17 protein-coding genes and 1 riboswitch are annotated in these 23,539 nt (G+C 37.5%); of the genes, 10 read left to right on the top strand and 7 right to left on the bottom strand.

Going from position 1 to position 23,539, the window contains the following annotated elements; genetic code table 11:
* Window position 1: 1 nt before the first annotated feature.
* Window positions 2-829 carry a ferredoxin--NADP reductase gene (locus ACFIKB_RS07500; protein WP_375636462.1) on the bottom strand — a complete coding sequence of 276 codons (828 nt, stop codon included), beginning with the start codon at window positions 827-829 and terminating at the stop codon, window positions 2-4.
* 1,101 nt (window positions 830-1,930) lie between these two features.
* Here ACFIKB_RS07500 and alr point away from each other — a divergent pair.
* Window positions 1,931-3,046: an alanine racemase gene (gene alr, locus ACFIKB_RS07495; RefSeq protein WP_375644962.1), complete on the top strand. Its 1,116-nt coding sequence runs from the start codon at window positions 1,931-1,933 to the stop codon at window positions 3,044-3,046.
* A 1,628-nt stretch (window positions 3,047-4,674) separates the two neighbouring features.
* Here the strand turns inward: alr and gcvP are convergent.
* Genes gcvP through gcvT form a run of 3 tightly spaced genes read right to left on the bottom strand, consistent with a single transcriptional unit; the run spans window position 4,675 to window position 8,963 of the window.
* The gene (gene gcvP / locus ACFIKB_RS07490) at window positions 4,675-7,470 is read right to left on the bottom strand and encodes an aminomethyl-transferring glycine dehydrogenase (RefSeq protein WP_375653211.1); all 2,796 of its coding nucleotides are present in this window, start codon (window positions 7,468-7,470) and stop codon (window positions 4,675-4,677) included.
* 5 nt (window positions 7,471-7,475) lie between these two features.
* Window positions 7,476-7,844, bottom strand: coding sequence for a glycine cleavage system protein GcvH (gcvH, locus tag ACFIKB_RS07485; protein WP_273723568.1), 369 nt, complete (start codon window positions 7,842-7,844; stop codon window positions 7,476-7,478).
* Between the two features lie 6 nt (window positions 7,845-7,850).
* Window positions 7,851-8,963, bottom strand: coding sequence for a glycine cleavage system aminomethyltransferase GcvT (gene gcvT, locus ACFIKB_RS07480; protein WP_375653203.1), 1,113 nt, complete (start codon window positions 8,961-8,963; stop codon window positions 7,851-7,853).
* Window positions 8,964-9,100: 137 nt separating this feature from the next.
* Window positions 9,101-9,198: riboswitch (glycine riboswitch) on the bottom strand.
* 446 nt (window positions 9,199-9,644) lie between these two features.
* On the opposite strand from gcvT, the gene ACFIKB_RS07475 reads away from it, so the two are divergent.
* The 4 genes from ACFIKB_RS07475 to ACFIKB_RS07460 all read left to right on the top strand — a co-directional run bounded on the left by ACFIKB_RS07475 (window position 9,645) and on the right by ACFIKB_RS07460 (window position 13,824).
* Entirely contained in the window at window positions 9,645-10,307 is a 663-nt protein-coding gene (locus ACFIKB_RS07475) for an LON peptidase substrate-binding domain-containing protein (protein WP_375644963.1), read from the top strand.
* Between the two features lie 13 nt (window positions 10,308-10,320).
* The gene (locus ACFIKB_RS07470) at window positions 10,321-10,527 is read left to right on the top strand and encodes a Trm112 family protein (protein ID WP_375653202.1); all 207 of its coding nucleotides are present in this window, start codon (window positions 10,321-10,323) and stop codon (window positions 10,525-10,527) included.
* Between the two features lie 637 nt (window positions 10,528-11,164).
* Window positions 11,165-11,545: a helix-turn-helix domain-containing protein gene (locus tag ACFIKB_RS07465; RefSeq protein WP_375653199.1), complete on the top strand. Its 381-nt coding sequence runs from the start codon at window positions 11,165-11,167 to the stop codon at window positions 11,543-11,545.
* Window positions 11,546-12,792: 1,247 nt separating this feature from the next.
* Entirely contained in the window at window positions 12,793-13,824 is a 1,032-nt protein-coding gene (locus ACFIKB_RS07460) for an aspartate-semialdehyde dehydrogenase (RefSeq protein ID WP_375644965.1), read from the top strand.
* A gap of 281 nt (window positions 13,825-14,105) precedes the next feature.
* Here the strand turns inward: ACFIKB_RS07460 and ACFIKB_RS07455 are convergent, their stop codons facing one another.
* A complete protein-coding gene (locus ACFIKB_RS07455; RefSeq protein WP_375644966.1) occupies window positions 14,106-14,753 on the bottom strand; it encodes an SH3 domain-containing protein in 648 nt (215 codons plus the stop codon).
* Between the two features lie 512 nt (window positions 14,754-15,265).
* On the opposite strand from ACFIKB_RS07455, the gene ACFIKB_RS07450 reads away from it, so the two are divergent.
* The 3 genes from ACFIKB_RS07450 to ACFIKB_RS07440 are packed head-to-tail and all read left to right on the top strand — an operon-like array spanning window position 15,266 to window position 17,798.
* Window positions 15,266-16,084 carry a MetQ/NlpA family ABC transporter substrate-binding protein gene (locus ACFIKB_RS07450; RefSeq protein WP_015856778.1) on the top strand — a complete coding sequence of 273 codons (819 nt, stop codon included), beginning with the start codon at window positions 15,266-15,268 and terminating at the stop codon, window positions 16,082-16,084.
* A 27-nt stretch (window positions 16,085-16,111) separates the two neighbouring features.
* The gene (locus ACFIKB_RS07445) at window positions 16,112-17,146 is read left to right on the top strand and encodes a methionine ABC transporter ATP-binding protein (RefSeq protein ID WP_015856779.1); all 1,035 of its coding nucleotides are present in this window, start codon (window positions 16,112-16,114) and stop codon (window positions 17,144-17,146) included.
* Window positions 17,139-17,798, top strand: coding sequence for a methionine ABC transporter permease (locus ACFIKB_RS07440; RefSeq protein ID WP_015856780.1), 660 nt, complete (start codon window positions 17,139-17,141; stop codon window positions 17,796-17,798). Before ACFIKB_RS07445 ends, ACFIKB_RS07440 begins: the two co-directional genes overlap by 8 nt.
* Window positions 17,799-18,720: 922 nt before the next feature.
* Here ACFIKB_RS07440 and ACFIKB_RS07435 read toward each other — a convergent pair.
* On the bottom strand, window positions 18,721-19,200 hold the full coding sequence (locus ACFIKB_RS07435) for a MaoC family dehydratase (RefSeq protein ID WP_375636453.1): 480 nt from the start codon (window positions 19,198-19,200) through the stop codon (window positions 18,721-18,723).
* 163 nt (window positions 19,201-19,363) lie between these two features.
* Between ACFIKB_RS07435 and ACFIKB_RS07430 the strand changes: the two genes are divergently transcribed.
* A complete protein-coding gene (locus ACFIKB_RS07430) occupies window positions 19,364-20,698 on the top strand; it encodes an NAD(P)H-dependent oxidoreductase (RefSeq protein ID WP_375636451.1) in 1,335 nt (444 codons plus the stop codon).
* A gap of 800 nt (window positions 20,699-21,498) precedes the next feature.
* On the opposite strand, the gene ACFIKB_RS07425 is transcribed toward ACFIKB_RS07430, so the two are convergent.
* The gene (locus ACFIKB_RS07425; protein ID WP_375653198.1) at window positions 21,499-21,855 is read right to left on the bottom strand and encodes a hypothetical protein; all 357 of its coding nucleotides are present in this window, start codon (window positions 21,853-21,855) and stop codon (window positions 21,499-21,501) included.
* Between the two features lie 1,370 nt (window positions 21,856-23,225).
* Between ACFIKB_RS07425 and ACFIKB_RS07420 the strand changes: the two genes are divergently transcribed.
* Entirely contained in the window at window positions 23,226-23,414 is a 189-nt protein-coding gene (locus ACFIKB_RS07420) for a hypothetical protein (protein ID WP_375653196.1), read from the top strand.
* Window positions 23,415-23,539: the final 125 nt, after the last annotated feature.

Here is a 23,539-nt window from a genome sequence, read left to right as displayed (position 1 = left end):
ATTACTCCACAAAAGCGCGCTCTACAACATAAGTAGCAGGAGCATTATTAGCCCCTTCAACAAGACCAAAACTTTCACACATCCTTGCGCAATCTTTTAACATTGCCATGGAACCACAAATCATCACCCGATCTTCATCAGGATGAATTTTAGGAAGTCCAGTTGTTTCAAAAAAGTCCCCACTTTCCATAACAGTCGTAATACGGCCCATATGCTCAGAAGGTTCACGAGTAGTCATAGGATAGAATCTCAACTGTTGTGCATACTCTCCAATGAGTGGATCTTGTTGCAAAGAGGAAACAAGATCTTTTGCATAAACTAACTCACTCTGCTCACGCGTTGTTTGAATAAGGACAACTTCTGAAAATTTTTCATAAGTTTCAGGATCACGAATAAGGCTTGCAAAAGGAGCAACCCCCGTCCCAGTTGAAAGAAGATAAAGACGTTTTCCAGGAATAAGAGCATCAAGAACCAGTGTTCCTGTAGATTTTTTACGCATGAGAACTGTATCACCAATTTTAATTTTTTGGAGATGCTCGGTTAAAGGTCCCTCTGGAACTTTTATCGAAAAAAACTCAAGCTGTTCATCCCAAAAAGGACTTGCAATCGAATAAGCGCGATAAATCGGCTTTTCTGCATTTGGCAAACCGATCATAACAAACTCACCCGAACGAAAACGAAAACTATCCGGACGATTCAAACGGAATTTAAATAACCGATCTGTATAGTGACAAACCTCTTGGACAGTAAGGGCGAACACATTCTCAGGAATCGGAAAATTTGCAACGCTACTGATGTTTGACGGAACATTGGTAGCAGACGTATTCATACTCTTCCCCATATCTTTATTGAACGTTAAATTTCGAATCCTTGACGTGATATAGTACTTGCATAACCATCTGCCAACAATTTTCTTAAAACAAAAATCTCAAGATTAACACTTTATTAAACGAATGAGGAAAATACGAATACAAATCACATTCAAAGAAAAACAAAAACATTGAGTATTAAACAATCACGGTACTCTTTTCCCCTTTAACACATAATGCATATTTCCATTGTAACGCTATAACACTCTCTCGCTTAACAAAACTTATGACCTAAAACCTTCAAATAAGAGAGATAAAATTTTTGTTGATTGAACGATAACCGCACGAATCTTCAACAAGATTTCCGGCATTACATCTATTGTTTTCGTTACTGACCTTTTTACACTGCGCTTTCCATAAATATCCATAAATAAAAGAGTCTAACGCGCTCTATAAGCGACAAAATTGATTTCACTTAAAACCAATCAAACGATAGAAAGTAAATATTGGATACCCAATCCATCTTGAAAATCGACAATATTCAAATCAACGGGTTTTCTAAATCAACAGTTTTTAATATATCAGAAAGTGTTTACACACTGTTTTCTATTTAACAAAAATAACTTTAAGTGCATGAGACGACATCCAAAATTGCACAGATAAGTGATCTTCCCCCCATGATAGAAAACTTGTAATGCATTGATTTAGAGTGGTTAATTTAATCATTTTACCTTCTCTGAATAAGCAGCCAATGCAATGTTTAATCAAAACAATCGCACCAGCAACAACAGCCTAATATTGCACTCTTCAAAATGATACAATACAATAAACTATGTTCTATTTTTTATATGCCTCAACTAGGGAAAATAAGTAAAAAACAAAAGTCTATGTCTTACAAATTATTAGAAGATACCGTGTTTCTAACAACACAAATAAAACTAAAATATCTCTTATATCCAGAGTAGCATTTTACATAAAAAAACGACTTTAATGGTGCGTAATTCAGTATAAGCTCCTTATGATTTTAACCATAGAAAGTAGTGTCTTTCCCTATATCGTAAAGAACCTCAATGAAATAACCCAAAAACTCCGTATTTCACGAACACAGATAAGCTTTTAAAATGAAAAAATCCGTTAATGATGAAATCAATACATCACTCTATGTAGCTGTAGCAACCATCAATGTCAGTGCCATTGTTTCCAATTATATCACTTTAGCCAAACGTGTAGCTCCAACACAATGTTCAGCAGTTGTAAAGGCAAATGCCTATGGATTAGGAGCTCACAAAATTGCTCCTGCCCTTTATCAAGCTGGTTGTCGCACTTTTTTTGTCGCCCAAATCATAGAAGCCCTCCAATTAAAAAGCATCTTACCATCACATGTCACGATTGCCGTTCTGAATGGACTTCCACACTTAGCAGAAGAGTTTGTCGCACAATCTGGTATTGTTCCTGTTCTAAACTCTTGGAATGCCATTGAAAATTGGCAAAAAATTTGTCAAAAAAAAGATAAAAAATTTCCAGCAATTATTCAAATCGATACCCATATGAACCGATTAGGACTGGATCAAAAAGAATTACAAAAACTCATCAAACACCCTACAATTTTCGAAAAAGCAGAAATAAAATATATTCTCAGTCATCTTTCTAACGGAGAAGATGATACCCACCCATCCAATTATGCCCAATTGGCTACTTTAAAAACCATCCTTGCGCAATTGCCTGCTTGCAAAGTTTCCTTTGCCAATTCTGGAGGTATCTTTCTAGGATCAGATTTTTATTTTGATCTTGTTCGCCCCGGCATTGCACTTTACGGAGTTGATCCGCGGGGGAAACACCCATCACCTCTGAAACCTGTTTTAAAACTTGAAGCCCAAGTCATTCAAAACCGCGTTGTTGATATAGGCACACCTGTTGGTTATGGAGAAAGCTTTATAACCAACAGACCAAGCACTCTTGCAACCATTTCTATAGGCTACGCAGACGGCTGGCTCCGTGCTCTTTCGAATAAAGGAACAGTTTATTTCAACGGGTATAAACTTCCCATGGTTGGGCGGGTTTCTATGGATTCCATTATTGTAGATACGACCGATCTTGATCAAAAACCTCAAACAGGTGACTGGGTAGAACTCATTGGACCCCATCAAACACTTGAAAGAGTATCTATAGATGCCGATACCCTTCCCAATGAAATTCTAACATCTCTTGGCTCCCGCTATAAATACATTTACACATAAAAACTCTTTAAAGAAATAAATTGATAAAAATCATCATTTTAGAAAATTGAGGGTTTTTTATGAAAGATTTTACAACAATCAATCACATAGAATGATCATAGACACCGCACATTCACAGAAATCTCAAAATAGACAAGTTGATGAACTGTTTTATGGAAGTAGCTTTCACCCAAAATACAAAAGCTTAGCCTTTTTCCCACAAATTGACAAAAAAGAATCTACTGCAAAGTTTTTAAAATTAAATGCCCAATTAAACTAAAGTATTAATTCTCTATATATCAAACAAAACATCCAGTCTCATAAGTTTCTCTTATTTTCAGTTTTGTTCATAGTGAAGCAATCAAAATCATTCGCTTGCATACCACAAACTGGACTATGTATAGATAAAAATGATTTAAGAAAGGAATAATACCTCTTATGAACCATCTCAAGTACCAAGAGCTATAACATTAAGCGGCTGGCAAAGTGTATGATAGTGCCAACTTCTTCCTTCATAGAGCGTAAAGATTGGGAGCTCTCTCAATAGATTTATCGTTGTACCATTCACGAGCGCCGTCGCGAAATGGGATTGGGAGCGAAATGTCTCTTTAAAACAAACACGTGAATTAACAACCAAAGTATATTCTTTTTGGAGTGTTCTGTTTTACATGAGGGTATCCCATTAAGAACACAATAAATAAAAGCATGGGACAATATGTAATCCCCATTATAAAAAAACATTGCTTTAGATGCTTCTGAAAGCCGTAAAGCTGAATTAAAAGGAGATGACAAACTGAGGATTGAGTTTCACCTTTACGGCTTTATATTTCTCTGAAATTAGATTGTCTTCCAGTTTCAAAGATTACGTCAACAGAAATACGCAATCCCCTCGCCATCATCTGGCATACAAAAGCTTGAACTACTCATAAAGCTCTTTTTTGTCTCAATCTCTGACTTAAAACATGTCGCTGCGTTAAGTTTGGATGTGGATTTACAGGCAACAGCTAAAACACACGGGCTCTTAGGAAAACAACGCCGTAAAGTCACAAACTGACCTACAATGGATTGGAAAGATGTGCCGGCTTTTTATAAGACACCCTGTAAAAAAACAACCATAATACATTTGGTTTTGCATTTACTCATTCTGACAGGTATTCTTACGTATTTTTGCGTCATATTTATAAAAAGCAGATTAAAGAGAAATATTTAGACAATGCTTGACTTAAGAATATGCAACAACAGAGTTTCGCGGGGCTTTATCATCAGATAACACTAAATTTGATTTTATTCTTTCTGCAACCGGTCGTAGTCACCTTAGTGAGAGTCGTATGTCACAACACATGCAACAGACTGGACCCTATCCCCCGTAGGTTTCACTCTCGTTTACGTGAATTAGCTGGCTAGACCGATGCGCCTAGTCACTAAAACCATGTCATACGGTAGAAGGCAAAGGAGAGCATGCCTATTGCCCACAAAACACAGTTTTTTGTCGACTTTTCCGATTTTTCTCATGTTATAAAAAACTATGCAAAATTCTAGAAAATAGACAAATAACTCCATAATAACATGATCAATAAGTAAAAAACCCACACAAAATGTGTGGGCTTTTTTGTTTATGTAAATAAACAAAGTAAATACATATTTGTTATTTAATAGGTATTTCCCAATGGCGGACACGAACAAATGAGCATTCTGTCTCCCGCAACATTATCAATACGCGATACAGGAGGCCAATATTTACTGGCTGGATCAAGAGAACTGTTGGGAAAAGCAGCTTCTTGTCGCGAATAGGGTCGTTCCCAAGCATCATCTAAAGCATCTGCCACTGTATGAGGGGCATTAACCAACGGATTATTGTCTTTTGGCCAAATCCCACGACCAACTTTCTTCGCTTCTTCAGCAATAGAGAGTAAAGCATCACAGAAACGATCAATTTCTGCTTTTGGTTCTGATTCCGTTGGCTCAATCATCAAAGTTCCCGGAACAGGGAACGACATCGTGGGCGCATGGAATCCATAATCAATGAGACGTTTTGCAATATCATCAACACTCACCCCATACTGCTCTTTCAACACACGTGTATCCACAATACATTCATGAGCAACACGTCCATGCTTGCCCCGATAAAGAATGGAATAAGCGGGTGAAAGACGTGCAGCAATATAATTGGCATTTAAAATGGCTATTTGTGTTGCATATTTTAAGCCATCAGCCCCCATCATTCGAATATACATCCATGTAATCGCAAGAATAGACGCACTTCCATAAGGAGCTGCCGAAACCGCATGTGTTGTCCCATCCTGTTCATGCCCTGGTAAGAATGGTTTGAGATGCGCTGCAACTCCAATTGGTCCCATACCAGGACCACCACCTCCGTGGGGAATGGCAAATGTTTTATGAAGATTCATATGACAAACATCAGCGCCAATATCTGCAGGACGAGCAAGCCCCACAAGCGCATTGAGATTAGCACCATCGAAATAAACTTGTCCGCCATTTTCATGAATAATAGAACAAATTTCCTTAATGCTTTCCTCATAAACACCATGTGTTGAAGGATAAGTAATCATGAGAGCAGCCAATTTATCCTTATGCAATTGCGCTTTCATTTTGAGATCGTCTACATCAACATCACCATCGCTTAAACATTTTACCACAACGACTTCCATACCTGCCATATGTGCCGAAGCTGGATTGGTACCATGCGCAGATGCAGGAATAAGACAAACTGTACGTTGATGTTCTCGCCGTGATTGGTAATATCGTCGGATAGCCAAAAGCCCCGCATATTCACCTTGAGCACCAGAATTTGGCTGAAAAGAAACTTGCGCAAATCCTGTAATTTCACACAACCATGCATTTAACTGATTAATCATCTCTAAATAACCCGCTGCATCCTCTTGTGAAACAAAGGGGTGTATATTGGCCATACTAGCCCAACTTACAGGCATCAATTCAGCCGCCGCATTAAGCTTCATTGTACAAGAGCCAAGAGGAATCATAGCACGATCCAGCGCCAAATCCTTATCTGCCAAACGACGCAAAAAGCGCATCATATCTGTCTCTGAATGAACCGCATGAAAAAAAGGCTGAGAAAGAAAAGCAGCATTCCGCTTTTTGCCAAAGAGTCGTGGAGAAACCTGATCGCCTAATTGTGCCCCAAAAAGCTGCGCTAAAGCACAAGCATCTTCTTCTGTCGATAATTCATCAAAATTGATTGCAATGGTGTCATCATCGAGAACACGAATAAGGCGTCCACTCATTTTGGCTTGATGTGCAATCTCTTTCGCTTTTCCCTTCACAACAATGCTTACACAATCAAAAAAAGATTCTCCTTCACAAAAAACACCTGCAGCCTCTAAACCAGCAACAAAACGACATGTTAAATGATGAATTCGCTGCGCAATTTCTTGTAAACCTTTCGGCCCATGCCAAACAGCATAAGCGGTTGCCATATTAGCCAACAAAGCCTGTGCTGTACAAATATTTGACGTCGCTTTATCGCGCCGAATATGTTGTTCACGTGTTTGCAAAGCTAAACGAAAACCAACACGCCCTCTCGTATCCACGGATTGACCAACAATACGCCCTGGAATAAGACGCGTTAACGCATCACTCACTGCAAGGTAACCAGCATGTGGACCACCAAAGCCCATTGGAACGCCATAACGCTGCATAGAGCCAACAACGATATCTGCCCCCCATTGAGCAGGTGGCTCCATAAGGGTAAGCGCTAAAGGATCAGCCACAACGATAACTAAAGCTCCTTTTTCCTTTGCCTCTTTTATGATCTCACTGTAATCATGAAAAGCACCTTTTGTATCTGGCCAAGACAAAACAACTGCCGCTGTATTAGAACAAATTTTCCTCTCTGGGCTGATACAAATACCTTGTGTTTCAGCACGCGTTTGCGCAACACTTAAAGTCTGAGGATGTAAAAGACTCTGAAGAGAAATCTTCGTCTTTTTCTCACGGGAAAAGCGAAAAGCGAGGGCATTGGCTTCAGCTAAAGCTGTTGCTTCATCAAGAAGGGAAGCAGCAGCAACAGGCAAACCTGTGAGTTCACTCACCAATGTCTGAAAATAAAATAAAAGTTCTAAACGACCCTGACTAATTTCTGCTTGATAAGGCGTATAAGCAGTATACCAAGCAGGATTTTCAAACAGATTTCGTAAAATAACTGGGGGCACATGAGTTCCATGATATCCTTGCCCAATAAAACTTTTGTGCACACAATTACGCTCCATCATCTTGGAGAGTTCTTCCAAGGCTTGTCCTTCACTAGCAGCCTTTGGTAAATTAAGTGAACGTCCCAAATGGATAGAATGTGGAACAGCTTGAGAAATGAGTGTATCAACACAATCAAGCTCTAAAACATCAAGCATTTTTTGTGTTTCATCAGGACGCAGCCCAATATGTCGAGAAGAAAAAGAACGCTCGATCATGATACTCATCCAATCAAAGCCTTATAAGCATCTTTATCCAACAACCCTTCCAGTTGTGTCTCATCCTGCAATGTCATTTTCCATAACCAGCCTTCTGTTTCGGCTTTCTGATTTACCAATTCAGGATTATCAGCCAATGCTTCATTTATTTCGACCACTTCACCATCAAGAGGAGCATAAACATCTGAAGCGGCTTTCACCGATTCCACAACAGCAGCTGCCTCTCCTTTGGAAAGTTTTGTCCCACTTTGTGGTAAATCAACAAAAACCAAATCTCCTAATTGCTCTTGCGCATAATGCGTAACCCCAACAGTCACCACTTTTCCTTCAACGCTAAGCCATTCATGGTCTTGTGTAAAATAAGTTTTAGACATAAAAAATCATCCTTTAAAATAACGTTGTTCAACAAAGGGAAGTGAATGAACTGATAATACAATCTTTTTGCCTCGCAGTTCTGTAAAGACTTGTGTCCCTTCAACTTTACAATCAACAGAAACATAACCCATCGCGACAGGACCATCAAAAGAAGGACCAAAACCACCTGATGTTACAACTCCAATCTCATTACCTTGATCATCAAGAAGCACCGCACCAGCACGAATAGGTTGGCGCGTTTGCGGTTTTAATCCAACACGACAACGAGCAGGTCCTTTTTGCAGCGCTTCAAGAAAAGCCTTCGCGCCATAAAATTGTGCTTTTTCTCGAACACTTTTAGGAACAGCCCATGTTAGAGCCGCATCAATAGGTGTCGTATCAGGGGTAATGTCATTTCCATGCAAACACAGCCCTGCTTCCAACCGCAAGCTATCGCGTGCTGCAAGTCCAATCCACTCAACACGAGAATCACTCAGCAATTTTTCAGCCAACATATGCGCATGCCCTATAGGCAAAGCAATTTCAAAACCATCCTCTCCCGTATACCCAGAACGCGTTATAAACCAATCCTGTTGTGGTTCGAATCCTTGCATAAAGAACAATTCATTCCCTGGCAAATCGGCATCAGCAAGAACAGCGGCCGCTTCAGGACCTTGAAGAGCAAGCAATACCCTTTCAAGAGCAATCACTTGACATTCAAAATCAACCGCACGCTTTTCCAATTCTACAAAATCAGCCTGTGCATTCCCAGCATTGGCGACCAACATAAAACGGTCCTCTTCCAAACGGGTAATGATAAGATCATCAAGAATACCAGCCTGCTCATTAAGCAAGTAATTATACCGTGAGTGCCCAATCTTTAAAGCTGCTGCATCAATGGGAAAAGCATAGGACAAAAATTCCACGGCTTGTACCCCTTCAACGGCAATCAATTTCATATGAGAAATATCAAAAAGTCCCGCATGTGCACGCGTATGAAGATGCTCTTTCAAAACGCCAAGAGGATACGTTAAAGGCATGTTCCACCCCGCAAAAGCACCAAATTTTGCTCCTGCTTTTTCATGCATATCATATAAAGGAAGTGTTTTTAAAAAAGATGTTTCTTGTGCTGTGCCCATAATAACTCCAAAGCTGCGCTAACGCCCACAGAATATGACCGTCTCTGCACCCCTCTGTCATCAACCTGAGAGACTCGCGAAAAGATTTTTCGCTTACACCTTCGGCGCGGGCTCTCCCGACTTTCCAGATCTGCCTTCTTCCTTTTACGGTCCTTAAAGCCTGAGAGATTATGGGCTATTTCCCCTTCGGCGGCAATGCGAAAATTCGCAATCTGCACTCTCCCGCAAAAGAATGAAAGAAACGATAACGCTCTTTCCAGCATGCCCTAACCTATAACCTATCTTTATCACACTGTCATTAGTAAAGTGATGAAAATGTTCTCATTTTAAAACTTGCGTAAGCTGCTTCAAAAGATTTATAATAGTATCCTTTTGAACCTTACAAAAATTGCAAGGAACACATTTTAGGAAATTTAAGACAAAATCAAAAGCTATAAACAAAAATACCTCTTGAAAATCATGCAAAACGTCACACACTAAAAAGATCGCAAAGCAATATTCTTTCTCGCGCAGTTCAACCTTAAAGATAGGGTTTCATATTCTTTTTTTAGAATAAGGACTTCAAGTATTTTATAAGTATGATTTTAATGTACAAGAAGTAGGTTTTCTGCTTTCTCAATAGTGTCATAAATTGCGACTATTTACAGACTAAAACTACCGAACAAAGGTGACAAAATACTCATGAAAGCTGGTAATATCTCTTACAATTGCGAAAATGATCTTCCAAAGCAAATTGCCCTTTTTCCTTTAGAAGGTGCACTCTTACTACCCGGCGGTTTTTTATCACTCAACATTTTTGAACCAGAATCACTTGAAATGATTGAAAACGTTATGGTAACTGATCGTCTATTGGGCATTATTCAACCACTTTCATCGAACACAGACCGCTTCTCTACACAACTTTATAAAACAGGCTGTATAGGGCGCATTACAAACTACAGTGAAACAGGAAATGGACAACTGTTCATAATCTTACAAGGTGTTTGCCGCTTCACCTTAGAACAAGAATTGACAAACACAAAATCCTATCGAACAGCTCTCATCCAATCAAACATAAAAGACTTGCAAGAATTTGATGTTGAAGAAAGCATTAACCGAGAGAGCTTACTCGACGTTGTAGAAAAATATCTAACCATACATGAAATGGAATATAATTGGAGCAGTATCATAGAAGCCCCTACACCTATATTGGTTAATGCTTTTTCAGCTCTTATCCCCTTTACACCAGCAGAAAAACAAGCTCTCCTTGAAGCTCCAGATATCGAAAGCCGTGCCCAAACTCTTCTTGCATTAACAGAACGCTCACTCATGAAACAAACAGGTACAGATTACCGTTTAAACTAATGAACGTCCAAACATGAAAAAAATGACCACAGATCCCAAAATGCTCGAATTGCTCGTCTGTCCGATAACGAGAGGCACACTCTCTTACAACCGAAAAAAACAAGAGCTCATTTCTCTCAACGCCAAACTTGCCTATCCTATTCGTGATGGTGTTCCCATTATGCTTGCCTCAGAAGCACGCCCTTTGCAAAACAATGAAAACGTAGCGTATAAAAAATAAGAAAATTTCGTTCATTTTTTCTGGAGAAAGCTGTTATCAATCACTGCTCTATGAAACGCTCTCTTTTGCTCATGCAATCTTTTTAATATTGGTATTTTAAACGCTAATCCATTACACGCCAGCACCAGCATTCTCTTTACCAACTCCCCTCTTTACCAACTTCCAATGTTATACTTACTCTAAAAAGTCTTTTGTTTCTGAATGCGAAAAGAAACTTCCGTTTCTATACACAATAAATGGATAAAAGTCATATAGTTACAATTTTAAATATTCCCAATAATGATCACCAAGAAATTGTCCTAAATTTCATCAAAATAAAGGGATGCATTGCAACAGTTGCATGTAAACTTTGCAAAAAACAACCAAACCAACTGCTGTCACTCTGGTTGACGATTTAAAGAAATTATCCTATGAATGAACTTGTGTTTTTGATCGTATACGCAGCGATCAATAGGGCCTGGAAGCCCTAAAACCGAGTATAAAATAAACCCGCTTTTTGCGGATATCCCGGAATTTCCGGGGGCTCTTGTTATGTCCAAGTGCTCTCAGCACTAAAAGCAAGAGGCTGGCTCGGTTTCAGCACTTCCAGACCCCGGAATACTAATGCGAGGGCGCTCGCAACCGGAGGGGGAGCAAAGTGCGAGCCAAAAATTTACATTTTTATGACATTTCTTTAGGCAAAAAAATTCGCTTTAGAAGAAACCTCATGGGTTTTTCTCAAAAACAATTAGGGAGTCATTTGGGCGTAACATTTCAACAAATTCAAAAGTATGAGAAAGGTTTAAATCGCGTAAGTGCAAGACGTTTACAAGAAATTGCTCATATATTAGATGTTCCCGTTTCCTTCTTTTATGCTGATAACACAAAAAAAGAAGATCCCCTCTATCATTGTGATGACAGAGTAGAAAGCAAAGCAGAATATTTACTTTTGCAAAGTTTCAGAATGCTGACCCGCAAAAAACAAAGGGCTATTTTGCAGTTGATTTCTGGTGAAAAAAATGACCCCTTATTTTCATAAATTCACTGAAAGAACAATCAACATCCTTAATAACATTGAAAAGAATTTTGACTGTCTCCCCACACCTCATGAGAACGAAATTTCTTAAATCTAATCTGGTCTGTAAATAGTCCGAATTCTAACGAGTTTAACTGAGCTATAGCGCTTTGATTCATAATGATATATCTAACGTTATGTATATTGAATGAGTGTCTCGAATATCATAAAATTCTTTCATTTCAAACTTGTTCTATATTGAATCAATCAAAATCACTTATTTGCACATTACAAGCAGAGTTAGCGTGTGAGTAAAAATGTACAAAAAAGGCATACCTCTTAATTGAATCGTCTCACATACCAAGAACTGTAGCCACATTGAGTGCTGAAAAAATGTATGATGGTGCTAACTTACTCTTTTTTTTAAACATTAAACATGGAGGTGTTCAACGGCTTTCCACTCATATAATCCACTTGAAACAAAAAGCTCGCCAAACAAGCCTAAGAATATTCCCACACACTTAAATATATCAAGAAAGCTTAAAGATCACCATACTTCAAATGACGATATTTTATAGCATAACAGGATTAAAGTAAAAATAAGACACGAAAAAACTATATGTATAACTTTCATAAGAATTTATTTATATAATGGATACTTAAGTTTATCCTGTTGTACCATAAATTCTATCATTTAAGGTATGAGAATATGAAGCATGCATACCTCCTTGAAACATTCAAATGTTTTTTAGGTGCCAAATGTCTTTTTAAATATTTTTAGGCTTGCTTGTTGAGCCTTAAGTTCAAGTGAAAAATGGGAAGTTGCTAAAAGTAACCGCTAGAATCTGGCTGTTTACAGACTGTAATAGGAAGCTTCGCTTTTAAAGGCATAGGGAGAAGATCAAATACTTCAACACTTAACAGATAAGGTATTAAAAGATTCCCCCAACGCAATACGTAATAGCATCCTTAAAAAATTCAAAAGTGTGAAGGTAAACAATTGACAGAAGATATGGAATTCACTTAATTAAAGTGCTCTCTAAAGAGATAACAGTTTCGCGTAAAATATTCAATTTTTCAATTCTGAAAGATTAAAAAAACATATCATTTGAAATAAAACAATTTATTGTGCTGACGATAAGGATTGGTGTGCACAAAATTGAATTGTTGAAAATCAAAAATATAATTTAATGATGTTCCTTGACCAACTCACTCTCTCCTGAGTATAGCACGGGGAATAAACGTGGAGAGACATGAGGAGTATATAGAAAATGAGTTTTAAAGTTGCAATTGTCGGCGCAACCGGAAATGTTGGTCGTGAAATGCTTACAATTTTAGAGGAACGTGGTTTTCCTGCGCATGAAATTGTCCCTCTAGCATCACGACGCTCATTAGGACAAGAAGTTTCTTATGGAGATAAAACTTTAAAAGTAAAAGCACTGGATACTTACGATTTTTCTGACACAGATTTTTGTCTGATGTCCGCGGGAGGAAGCATTTCCAAAGAATATGCTCCTAAAATCGCTGCCGCTGGCTGTGTCGTCATCGATAATTCCTCCACGTGGCGCTATGATTCCAATGTTCCGTTGATCGTCCCTGAAGTCAATGCCGAAGCTATAAATGCCTTTTCTAAGCGTAATATTATAGCAAATCCTAATTGTTCAACAATTCAACTGGTCTTAGCTTTAAAACCTCTCCATGATGCTGCAATCATTAAACGTGTTGTTGTCTCTACATATCAGTCGGTTTCTGGAGCTGGTAAAGAAGGAATGGACGAACTTTTCGAACAATCACGTGCTGTTTTTGTTGCAGACCCAATTACATCAAAAAAATTCACTAAACGCATTGCCTTTAATGTCATTCCTCATATCGATGTTTTCATGGAAGATGGTTATACAAAAGAAGAATGGAAAATGACTGCTGAGACAAAGAAAATTCTCGATCCGAAGATTAAATTAACAGCCACTGCTGTTCGTGTCCCTGTCTTTATCGGTCATGCCGAAGCTGTCCATGTTGAATTTGAAAAACCACTAAGCGTATCTGAAGCACAAGCGCTTCTCCGCGATGCTCCCGGTTGTCAGCTTATCGATAAACACGAAGATGGTGGCTATACCACACCTTATGAATGTACCGGAGAAGATGACACCTTTATTAGCCGTATTCGTGAAGATATTACCGTTGAAAATGGTTTAGCTTTCTGGGTTGTCGCCGATAATTTAAGAAAAGGAGCAGCATTGAACGCAGTTCAAATTGCTGAATTGCTCATTTCTCGTAATTTGATAAAGCCTAAGTCCGTAAATTAACGCCCTGTCCGAAAGGATAAAGAGCCTTAGCCGGTCTGTCAAAAGTCCGGCTTCTCTTCAGTAGGATCTTCCCCTGCTGGAGATTCATATCACCAGCCTAAAGGACTGTAATTCGGGGTATTGACAAATTTTACTCTGAATATCCATGAATACCTCGCCACCTTAATTAATCATCGCCGCCCTAATGCCATTTTACGGTACAATAGGATCAGCAGCATAAGCGTTTTTTGCTTCATGCTGCTGATCCTTTTTATCATTCCGGTTGTGAAATTAACTTACCCTTATCGAGCAGGATAAGTCACAACACGGTAACGTGTTTCATTACGTTCAAAATTTTTATAATTGACATTATCAGGAAAGAAGGGATTATAAGCATTTACGTGCTTTACAGAAACTCCTTGTGCTTTGGGCGAAGGATTTAAAATTGTCCGTTCATCTCTTTTTTTGACACCTGTAGAATCGATAATCATATCTGTTCTGTAGAGTTTTTGTATGTTTTTCCGTGTTTTTTGAATCGCCGGAAGAGCTTTAAAACCAGAAACAACCTGTTTTACTTTTTCTTTTTTTACTTTTGGCGATTTTCTCATAGCATTTGGCTTTACTGGCATCTTTGTAAAAGCAACGGTAGGAACATTGTTGACATTGACATAACGTGCAGATGCCCAACCAACCTTTCCGTGATAACCAAGAGAACACCAAGTTTTATTGGATAGACAGCCATAAATTTGCACTTTTTCTCCCATTGGAACCATTGAGATCACTTTGTAAGCTGTCGCAGGACCTGTGCGTAAAGATACCTGACCTGAAGCAACACGAGCAACTGTTCCTGCAATGGTTCCAGCTTCCGCGTGAGAAGCAGTCACAGCCACCCCCGACGCTCCCAAAGCCCATAAAATCATTGTTGTTGATAAAAATTTCTTTCTTAACATTATTTTTCTTCCTCTCTCAAAACATGTGAAGGGCAAAATTTCGCCTTTGCAAAAATTTGCCGCGTTTAAATCCAATGATCCGCAACTTTTATTTCCCGCCCAAAAGACCCCACAACATTGTAACAAAATCTCTCTTTATTCCCCCTCTACACGAACACGGCCTTTTGATCTTGATTGCGCAGTATGCTCCTCATAAATTTACAGCTAAAGCATCATCTGATTGTCTGGTTCTTCAACCAATCGTCCCTTAAAGAAGTTTTTCAAGTGTTATTGGTTCCCTCAACAAATGATTGCAATAAAAGAATTGATTTCCTAAATTTCAGAGAATTACTGAGAATGAATGATGATAAGCCCCCAAAATACTAAAAATAGAAGGAAAAATAATACTCTTTTAAAAATAAAAGTGATTGAATATTCTCTAAAGCTTGTATAACTTTAAATCTCCTTAGAAAAATACAGAGTATATTGAAACTTCCCTCAAAAAATCTCTTGGAAAAGAAAGTTAAAAGCACATGACATTAAAATTTTTTTCTCGTAGTCGGATTATAGGATTATTCCTCTCTCTCTTTGCACTTTTTTTATCTACGGTTTTTGTCATGGCTACAGACAAATCAAAAATCAAACTTGGTATTATGGAAGGGCGGGATGCGATTATTTGGAAAACTGCTGCTGAACAGGCTAAAAAGGCCGGTTTAGATATTGAACTCGTTTATTTTTCTGATTACGCTTTGCCTAATGACGCTGTTAACGCAGGAGAGATCGATGCGAATGCTTTTCAGCACGCTCCTTATCTTAATGAACAAATGAAACAACGTGGCTATAAACTTTCAATTGTCGGCTATACATTTATTGCTCCAATCGGTGTTTATTCGCACAAAATCAAAGACTTAAAAGATCTACGTGATGGTGCACATGTTGGTATTCCAAACGACCCATCTAATGGTGGAAGAGCCTTACTTCTTCTCAATTCTTTAGGTCTCATTAAGTTAAAAGATCCCCATAATATTCTTGCATCTCCACTTGATATTATCGAAAATCCTAAAAACCTGCAAATTCGTGAGCTCGATGCTGGTATGTTAGGGCGAGCTATTGACGATTTTGATCTTGCAATTATAAACACAAACTGGGCTATTGTTTCCGGATTAAACTTCGAAAAAGATGTCGTCGCATGGGAGAGCGCAAAAAATAATCCTTATGATAATATCATCGTTGTACGCACGAGCGAAAAAGATGAGCCATGGGTTAAAAAATTAGTTGCCGCTTACAACAACGATCTTATCCGTGCAAAAATCAAAGAGATTTTTGGCAAAACCGCCCAAACTTCTTGGTAATTGTGCCAAATATCCGAGTAATTGTGAATGGAAAAACCTACCCTTATCTCCTTAAAAAACATCAGCCGTTGTTTTAACAAAACGGCTGGTGTTCCGGTAATTAATAATCTCTCTTTAAATATCCATGCTGGTGAAATCCTTGGCATTATTGGGCGCAGTGGAGCAGGAAAATCAACACTTATCCGCTGTTTAAATGGGTTAGAGAAGATTGATGCAGGGTCCATTTTTTTTGAAGGTGTTGATATTTCAAATCTATCAGAGATAGAGTGGGCGCCTTACCGTCAACGAATTGGGATGATTTTTCAACATTTCAATCTTCTCTCATCGCAAAATATTCTTGATAACATTGCATTGCCGCTTAAATTAAGTGGTGTAAGTAAAAAACAACGCCACAAACGTGCCCTTGAACTGATTGAATTGGTTGGGTTATATGGAAAAGAATATTGCTATCCGGCACAATTGTCAGGGGGGCAAAAACAACGCGTTGGCATTGCTCGTGCGCTCGCTGCTAATCCTAAAATATTGTTATCAGATGAAGCCACCTCTGCTCTTGACCCTGAAACAACACAATCTATTCTAGAGCTCCTTGCTGATATTAATAAACACCTCAATCTCACGATTGTGCTCATCACCCATGAAATGGAAGTTGTGCGCACCATAGCGCATCGCGTTGTTGTTCTTAATCAGGGGAACATCGTAGAAGAAGGACGTGTGAAAGACATCTTTACATCACCGCAAGACGATACAACCATAGCCATGCTCAAGCTTGTCACCCCGCAACTTCCTGAAAAATTTGCGAAAAATCTCAAACCAATCGGGCGAGAAGCTGTCATTGAAATCAATATTGCCGGTGAAATTGCCCAGCAGCCTTTTCTTCATCTTCTAGAAAATGAGAGTGGTTTAAAAGCACGTATTTTGCATGGTGGCATTGATACAGTTCAAGATGAAACCATCGGGCGACTCTTCTTGGCTCTTCCTGGAGAAGATAAAGAAGCTTTAGAAAAAGCTGTTCAATGGTTAACGAAAAAAGGACGATATTGTGAGGTCTTAGGCTATGTTTAATGTTCTGTCTCATGAACTTCCCCAAGCTGTTATTGATACAATATTGATGACACTTAGTGCTTCTTTTATGGCATTTATTATAGGACTTCCCCTTGGTCTTCTTCTTCACACAACAGCACGCGGGGGGATTTTTTCCTCATCTCTCATCAATCGCCCTTTAAGCATGATCATTGACAGTATTCGTGCCATTCCCTTTATTATTCTTGCATTTTATCTTCTTCCCGTTACGCGTATCGTTGTAGGAAGAGGGATAGGAATGCCTGCTGTAATTTTTATACTGACCATTTCAGCTATTCCTTTTTATGCACGCATGGCGGAACTCTCTTTTAAAACCGTTGAAAACGGTCTCATTGAAGCGATCCGCTCTATGGGTGCAAGCCGTCTTCAAATTATCAGACATGTTCTTATTCCTGAAGCTCTCCCTAGCCTGATTACAGGTTTTACAGTCATGGTCATTTCTCTCATAGGAGCCACCTCACTTGCTGGATATCTTGGTGGAGGCGGTTTAGGGGATATGGCAATCCGCTATGGCTATCAACGCTATAATACCTTCATCATGACCATTGTCATCATTCTTTTGATCATGCTCAATATTATAACCCAATGGACTTCTGATAAAATCGTACAAAAACTTGATAAAACAAAACATTAAAAGACTTAGAATTTCACATACCAGTATCATCATCCTCTTTGCCACTTTCCAAGTGCAACAACCCTTGGTTGTCGAAAACGTTCATAAGAGATTAGGAACTTTTTTCTTAAACAGTTTTTATCTCTCCCCATCCGTTTGTAACATGAAAGAAAATAGTTTTAACTGATTGAATATAAAAGGAAATGAAATGAGAGATCTTACAATATTTGAAACTCTCTCTTAACATAAAAATGATAAATTATCATGTCAAATTAAGACATTGGTCACGACCTTTCCCAACCTTAGACAACATATTGAATAAGAACTCTGAATACCGTAAAGTCCTCTCATTCCCAATTTGTTCCATATCGAATTAATCAAAATCTCTCGCTTGCATGTTACAAGCAGGAAGAGCCGTGTGAGTAAAAACTATACAAGCAAGGAAGGCGTGCCTCTTATGAATTGTCTCAAGCACCAAGACCTGTCTTAACATTGGGTGCTAGCATATAAGGTGCTAGCATATAATATGATAGTACCGGTTTTCTTCTTCACAAGCATAAAGATATGGGGTGCTCAATGGCTTTACCGTTATACTATTCACAGGCGCCATTGCGAAATGGGTGTGACGAGCGTTGAGAGATGTTTCTTTAAAATAAGCCCGTGAATTAGCAACGCAAGTATATTCCATTTGAAACATTCTGTTTATGTGAGGGCTATGATCCCATTAAAGAATGCTATAAACAAAAGCGTGAGGCAATGCACTATCTTCACCAAGAAACTCCTCTTCAAAAAGATCTAGGAAAGATAGCAATCTGCTATAGCTATCAACGCTATGATAGCTATAGCATATCTATCACCCTATAGATTATTCTCAATATTATCATTGAAGAAACTTCTCATAGAATTGTACAAAAATTTTATAAAATAAAGTACTCAAACTAATCTAGATATTGGAAGATTTTTCCCCCATCACTGCCACAATAAGCCACTGAGCCGTAAGAGCTGGTTTTTTTAACTGTTCAATTTCTACCGTAACCCCATAATGGAAAACCACTCGACCAGAAGGGCGAATTTCTGCATCATCTAACACAAAACGCGCACGTACCCGTACCCCTGTTTTCACAGGACTCATGAAGCGTACTTTATCGAAACCATAATTAATCCCCATTGTGCTCCCCTCCAACTCTGGAAGTGCCTCATAAGCGAGCGTAGACAAAAGCGATAATGTTAAAAACCCATGAGCAATTGTGCCTCCAAAAGGTGTCTTTTTAGCCTTTTCCTCATCAACGTGTATCCATTGATGATCATCTGTAGCGCATGCAAACTGATTAATCATATCCTGTGTAACAAGACGCCACCCCGATAATCCCACTTCTTTCCCAATAAAACTGGTGACATCTTGTACTGCTATTTTTTGCTGCATAACGCTATTCCTATTTTATTTGATAAAAACAACCACCCCTCTTGCTTTTATAAAATCCATTGATTAGAGCATCAAGAATAAAAGATTAATTGTCTTAAAAACAAATGCACCTTATGAATGAGAAAAGCTCTTTAGCAGAATAGTTTTCAAATGGGAAAAAAGAATGGCAAGCAATGTGAACCTAACAGGTTTAGCGCATGATTTGAAACAACGTGCAGAAAAGCATCCCCCCATCCGTATTGGACTGATTGGTTGTGGTGAAATGGGCACAGATTTATTATCAAGTATTGCGCATATGGATGGTATAACAGTCGCTGCAGTAGCCACTAGGACGCCGTCACGTATTTTTGATGCCGCTACAATGGCCTATGGCGAGGATGGACATGTCTGTGAAGTTGAAAATACTTATGCTCTCACGCAAAGCATTGAAAAAAATTTGATTGCAGCAACAGATGATATTAACCTTGTTTTACGTCATGAACAAATTGATATTATCGTTGATGCAACAGGCTATCCCGAAGCAGGAGCAGAAATTGGTATCAAAGCGCTTGAGAATAACAAACATCTTGTCATGATGAATGTTGAAGCAGATGTTACAATTGGCGCTTATCTCAAACATGAAGCAGAAAAACGAGGGCTCATTTATACACTTGGTGCCGGAGATGAACCAACTTCTTGTATGGAACTCATAGAATTTGTTTCAGCCCTTGGACATAAGATTGTTGCAGCAGGTAAAGGAAAAAATAATCCTCTGCGCTTTGATGCTACACCTGATGCTTACGAAGAAGAAGCATTCCGGCGTAATATGAATGTGCGCATGTTGGTTGAATTTATTGATGGTTCCAAAACGATGGTTGAAATGGCAGCAATTGCCAATGCCACTGGACTTCTCCCCGATTGCCCAGGAATGCATGGACCACAAGCGGCGCTGCAAGATCTAAACAAAGTGCTTATCCCAAAACAAGATGGAGGCATTTTGCAGCGATATGGTATTGTAGATTATTCAACAGGCCAAGGTGTTTCCCCAGGTGTCTTTGTCATTGCAGAAATAGCGCACCCACGTTTACGCGAACGTATGGAAGATTTAAAAATTGGTCAGGGGCCTTATTTCACCTTTCACCGTCCCTATCATTTAACAGCAATGGAAGTTCCCCTCACCTGCGCACGCGCTATGCTTTATGGCAAAAAAGATATGGTTCCTCTTAGCCATCCCGTAGTAGAAGTCTGTGCTGTTGCTAAAAAAGATTTACATCCAGGTGATCAGCTAGACTTTATCGGTCTTTATACTTATCGCGCTTGGATAATGAACATCGCAGAAGCACGCGCTCACCACGCCATTCCTTGTGGTCTTTTAGAAAAAGCAACAGTAACAGCTGCAATTAAAAAAAACGAACTCATTACAATACATAATACTGCTATTCGTGAAGATCAATGGATTGCGCGTCTTCGTGCTAAACAAGACCTTTTACTTCATGTCCCTTCTTCCGCTAAGCTATAAACACTCCTTAATTACCTTACTTAACAGCATCTTTCCCTGACACGACAGAACAACCCAGAATACACTTGTATCGCAAATAAAAGTATTTATCTTTTAATAAAGGCATTTTCAACGATGCATATCACCACTTCCTTCTCACAATATGGCGCGTAAATGCTACAATATAAACCACCCCATGAGATGGCATAAGATTCATTGTGTATCACTATCTTTACTCTATAAAGATACAAACCGGCATCATCATTTTATTTGTCAATATTACGACAGCCCTTGAGCCTTTGAGATGATTCATGAGAAGAATTTTTACTCTTTTTTTGATAATCTTATCCATACACGAACGCAACTTGTTCTATGTAAAAAATACTTTTGATGGATTTAACATAAACAAATTTGAAATAATAATTTATCATTTTTCTTATTGCATAAGAGCCATGAATAAGGGATATTTTTTATTTTATCCTCTTATAAAAGATAAAAAATTTTAAAAAGGATAAAATATGCCTTTAATGAATAATCTTCATATGAGAGAAGGTAAACAATATTAAAAGGCTGATAAAGATAGTAAGTATACTAGCCTTATTACTAGGAAATAACCATAAACTGTAAAAAATGAGGTTACACTATTTTGTAAAAAAACATAAATGTAGGACATTGAACTTTAATAATGTTAATAAAAGCTACATTTGGTATTAATAATAGTGATTTTTCCATCCAATACAGTATAAATAAGTTCAAATATTTATTTTTTCAAAATCATGAAATGAACAAAAAAATCATCGACTTTGTCGATGAGCTTTCTACTAAAGTGTAGTGAATATTCCCCAAAGAGATACAACAGCACCTAATACATCCCCAATACATAAAGAAGCAAGAAGTGATATAATACCTATTCCCCCCCAAAAAGCTGCACCTGAAAAGGCAGCAGTTTTTTCAGCTTTCCCCAAAACAATAGCATTTTGTTCCTCAACGCCTTGAATAACAGCTCTATCCACAGCTTTAATAACTACATTTTTTTCTAGTGTAGAAATAGTAACTGCCACACTCTCTTGAAATTGATTTTTTACAAAACTTGCATTTCCCTCTATAGTTTGTACAAAAAAAAGAATAAATAGTGTAAAAGTAAATGAACATACACGATTTTTAAATATTTTAAACATAGCTTTCTTTGCTCCTCTTTTCTTCACTGAAAAAATGAAAGAATATTCACATATATAAAAACCAAAACTTATATTTAATTATTTATATAATTACACATAATAAAATATTATCTGTAATTATATTACAGATATAACACATTGTGTATTGAATGTAAAGACACAAAAACAACAAATGATAAAAATAATTTAAAATGTAATTAAATTTTAAAGAACTATAAAATTAAAAACTGTCAATCTAATGATAATTCTTCTCTATTATTTCAATAAATATAAAAATGAAAGAATACTTAATGAATTTTTATTATATCGCTCATCAATAAACTTGAAAATAAAATTGATAGCGAATAAAAACCTCGATCTAAAACAAATCTATCCTAATAAATAAACCTTAAAATAGTGTATTATTTTTCTATAAAACAGTTATAAAATGTAAAAATAAATCAAGATCTCTATTTTCAAATAGACAAGATCTCTATTTTCAAATAGAAAAGACGTTAATAAAATGATTCTCAACTTTTACTGATATATAAAGAAAAATAGCGCATAGCATCTTCAAAAAGGTAATTCAGCACCTTTATCTCATACAGCATAAAGAACTTAAATATTGACTTTAAAACCCAATAAAACAAACGCATAAAATAAGTAAATCTATCAGATTTACAAAAACATTATAAGCAACACTAGAGCACCAACAAACTACCTAAAATTAAATAAAAAGAGAGTCATGAAAAATGAGATGATCCCCCAAAATACTGAAAAGCAATTTTCTTTCTTAATTCTCATAAAAGTTATTCCATATTTTTCGTCAATATTGTAGAGCGCAGCCCTATTTATCTTTTGAGTAATTATATTTACTCTGTATTAGTAAAAAATAATTCTCTTTGAAATAAATTTTTGGCAATATTCACATAACTGTCTGCAATTTGTGCAAAATAAATAATAATAAATAATTAATCAAATGCTTGAAAGAAAAGTGGTAGAGAAACTGACTAAAAATTGCATTTTTGAGATACCAACTTAAGTAAGCGCATTGAAAAAATAACGCCATGAAAACTGATATTGAATGATAAATTTAGCAATCGATCATTTTAATAGCAGGATACTAATCTATAATAATAATTTCTTGTTTTGCATGTTGAATGAGAGGGCTGATTATTATAAGACTCTCTTAATTTTAACTCTGTTTATATTGAATCAATCAAAATTCTTCGCTTTCAAATCACAAAAGAAAACGATGTGTGTGTAAACACACTTGAAAAAAGGAAAATTTCACTTATGAGATATTTTAACTATCAAGCGCTGTTAACACAATATTGAAAACTGGCAAAGTGAATGGTGGTGTCGCTTTTTACTTTAAAAAAGTAAATATAGTGAAGTACAATATATTTTATATTATGAGGATTTACCGTTATACCCTTCACGAACAGCGTCGCAAAATAGGCTTGGATACCTTAGGAAAGGTTTCTTTAAAATTAGGAAAGGTTTCTTTAAAACAAGCATATCAATGTGCAACACAATGGCGTTCTGTTTATCATGTATCCAACGGTGTTTCTTCTTGAATCATCTTATAAACTCATCGAGCTCTCTGAGACTGCAAGTTTATCTTACGTGAATCCTTCCCTTTATATTCATTTTTTCTCATGAACACTAAAGTCTATTAAGACACTATCCAAAGTAAAATCAA

This window comes from Bartonella sp. MR110HLJHH (assembly GCF_042194225.1).
Lineage (GTDB): Bacteria > Pseudomonadota > Alphaproteobacteria > Rhizobiales > Rhizobiaceae > Bartonella > Bartonella grahamii.
This window is presented reverse-complemented; position numbering and strand designations above follow the sequence as displayed.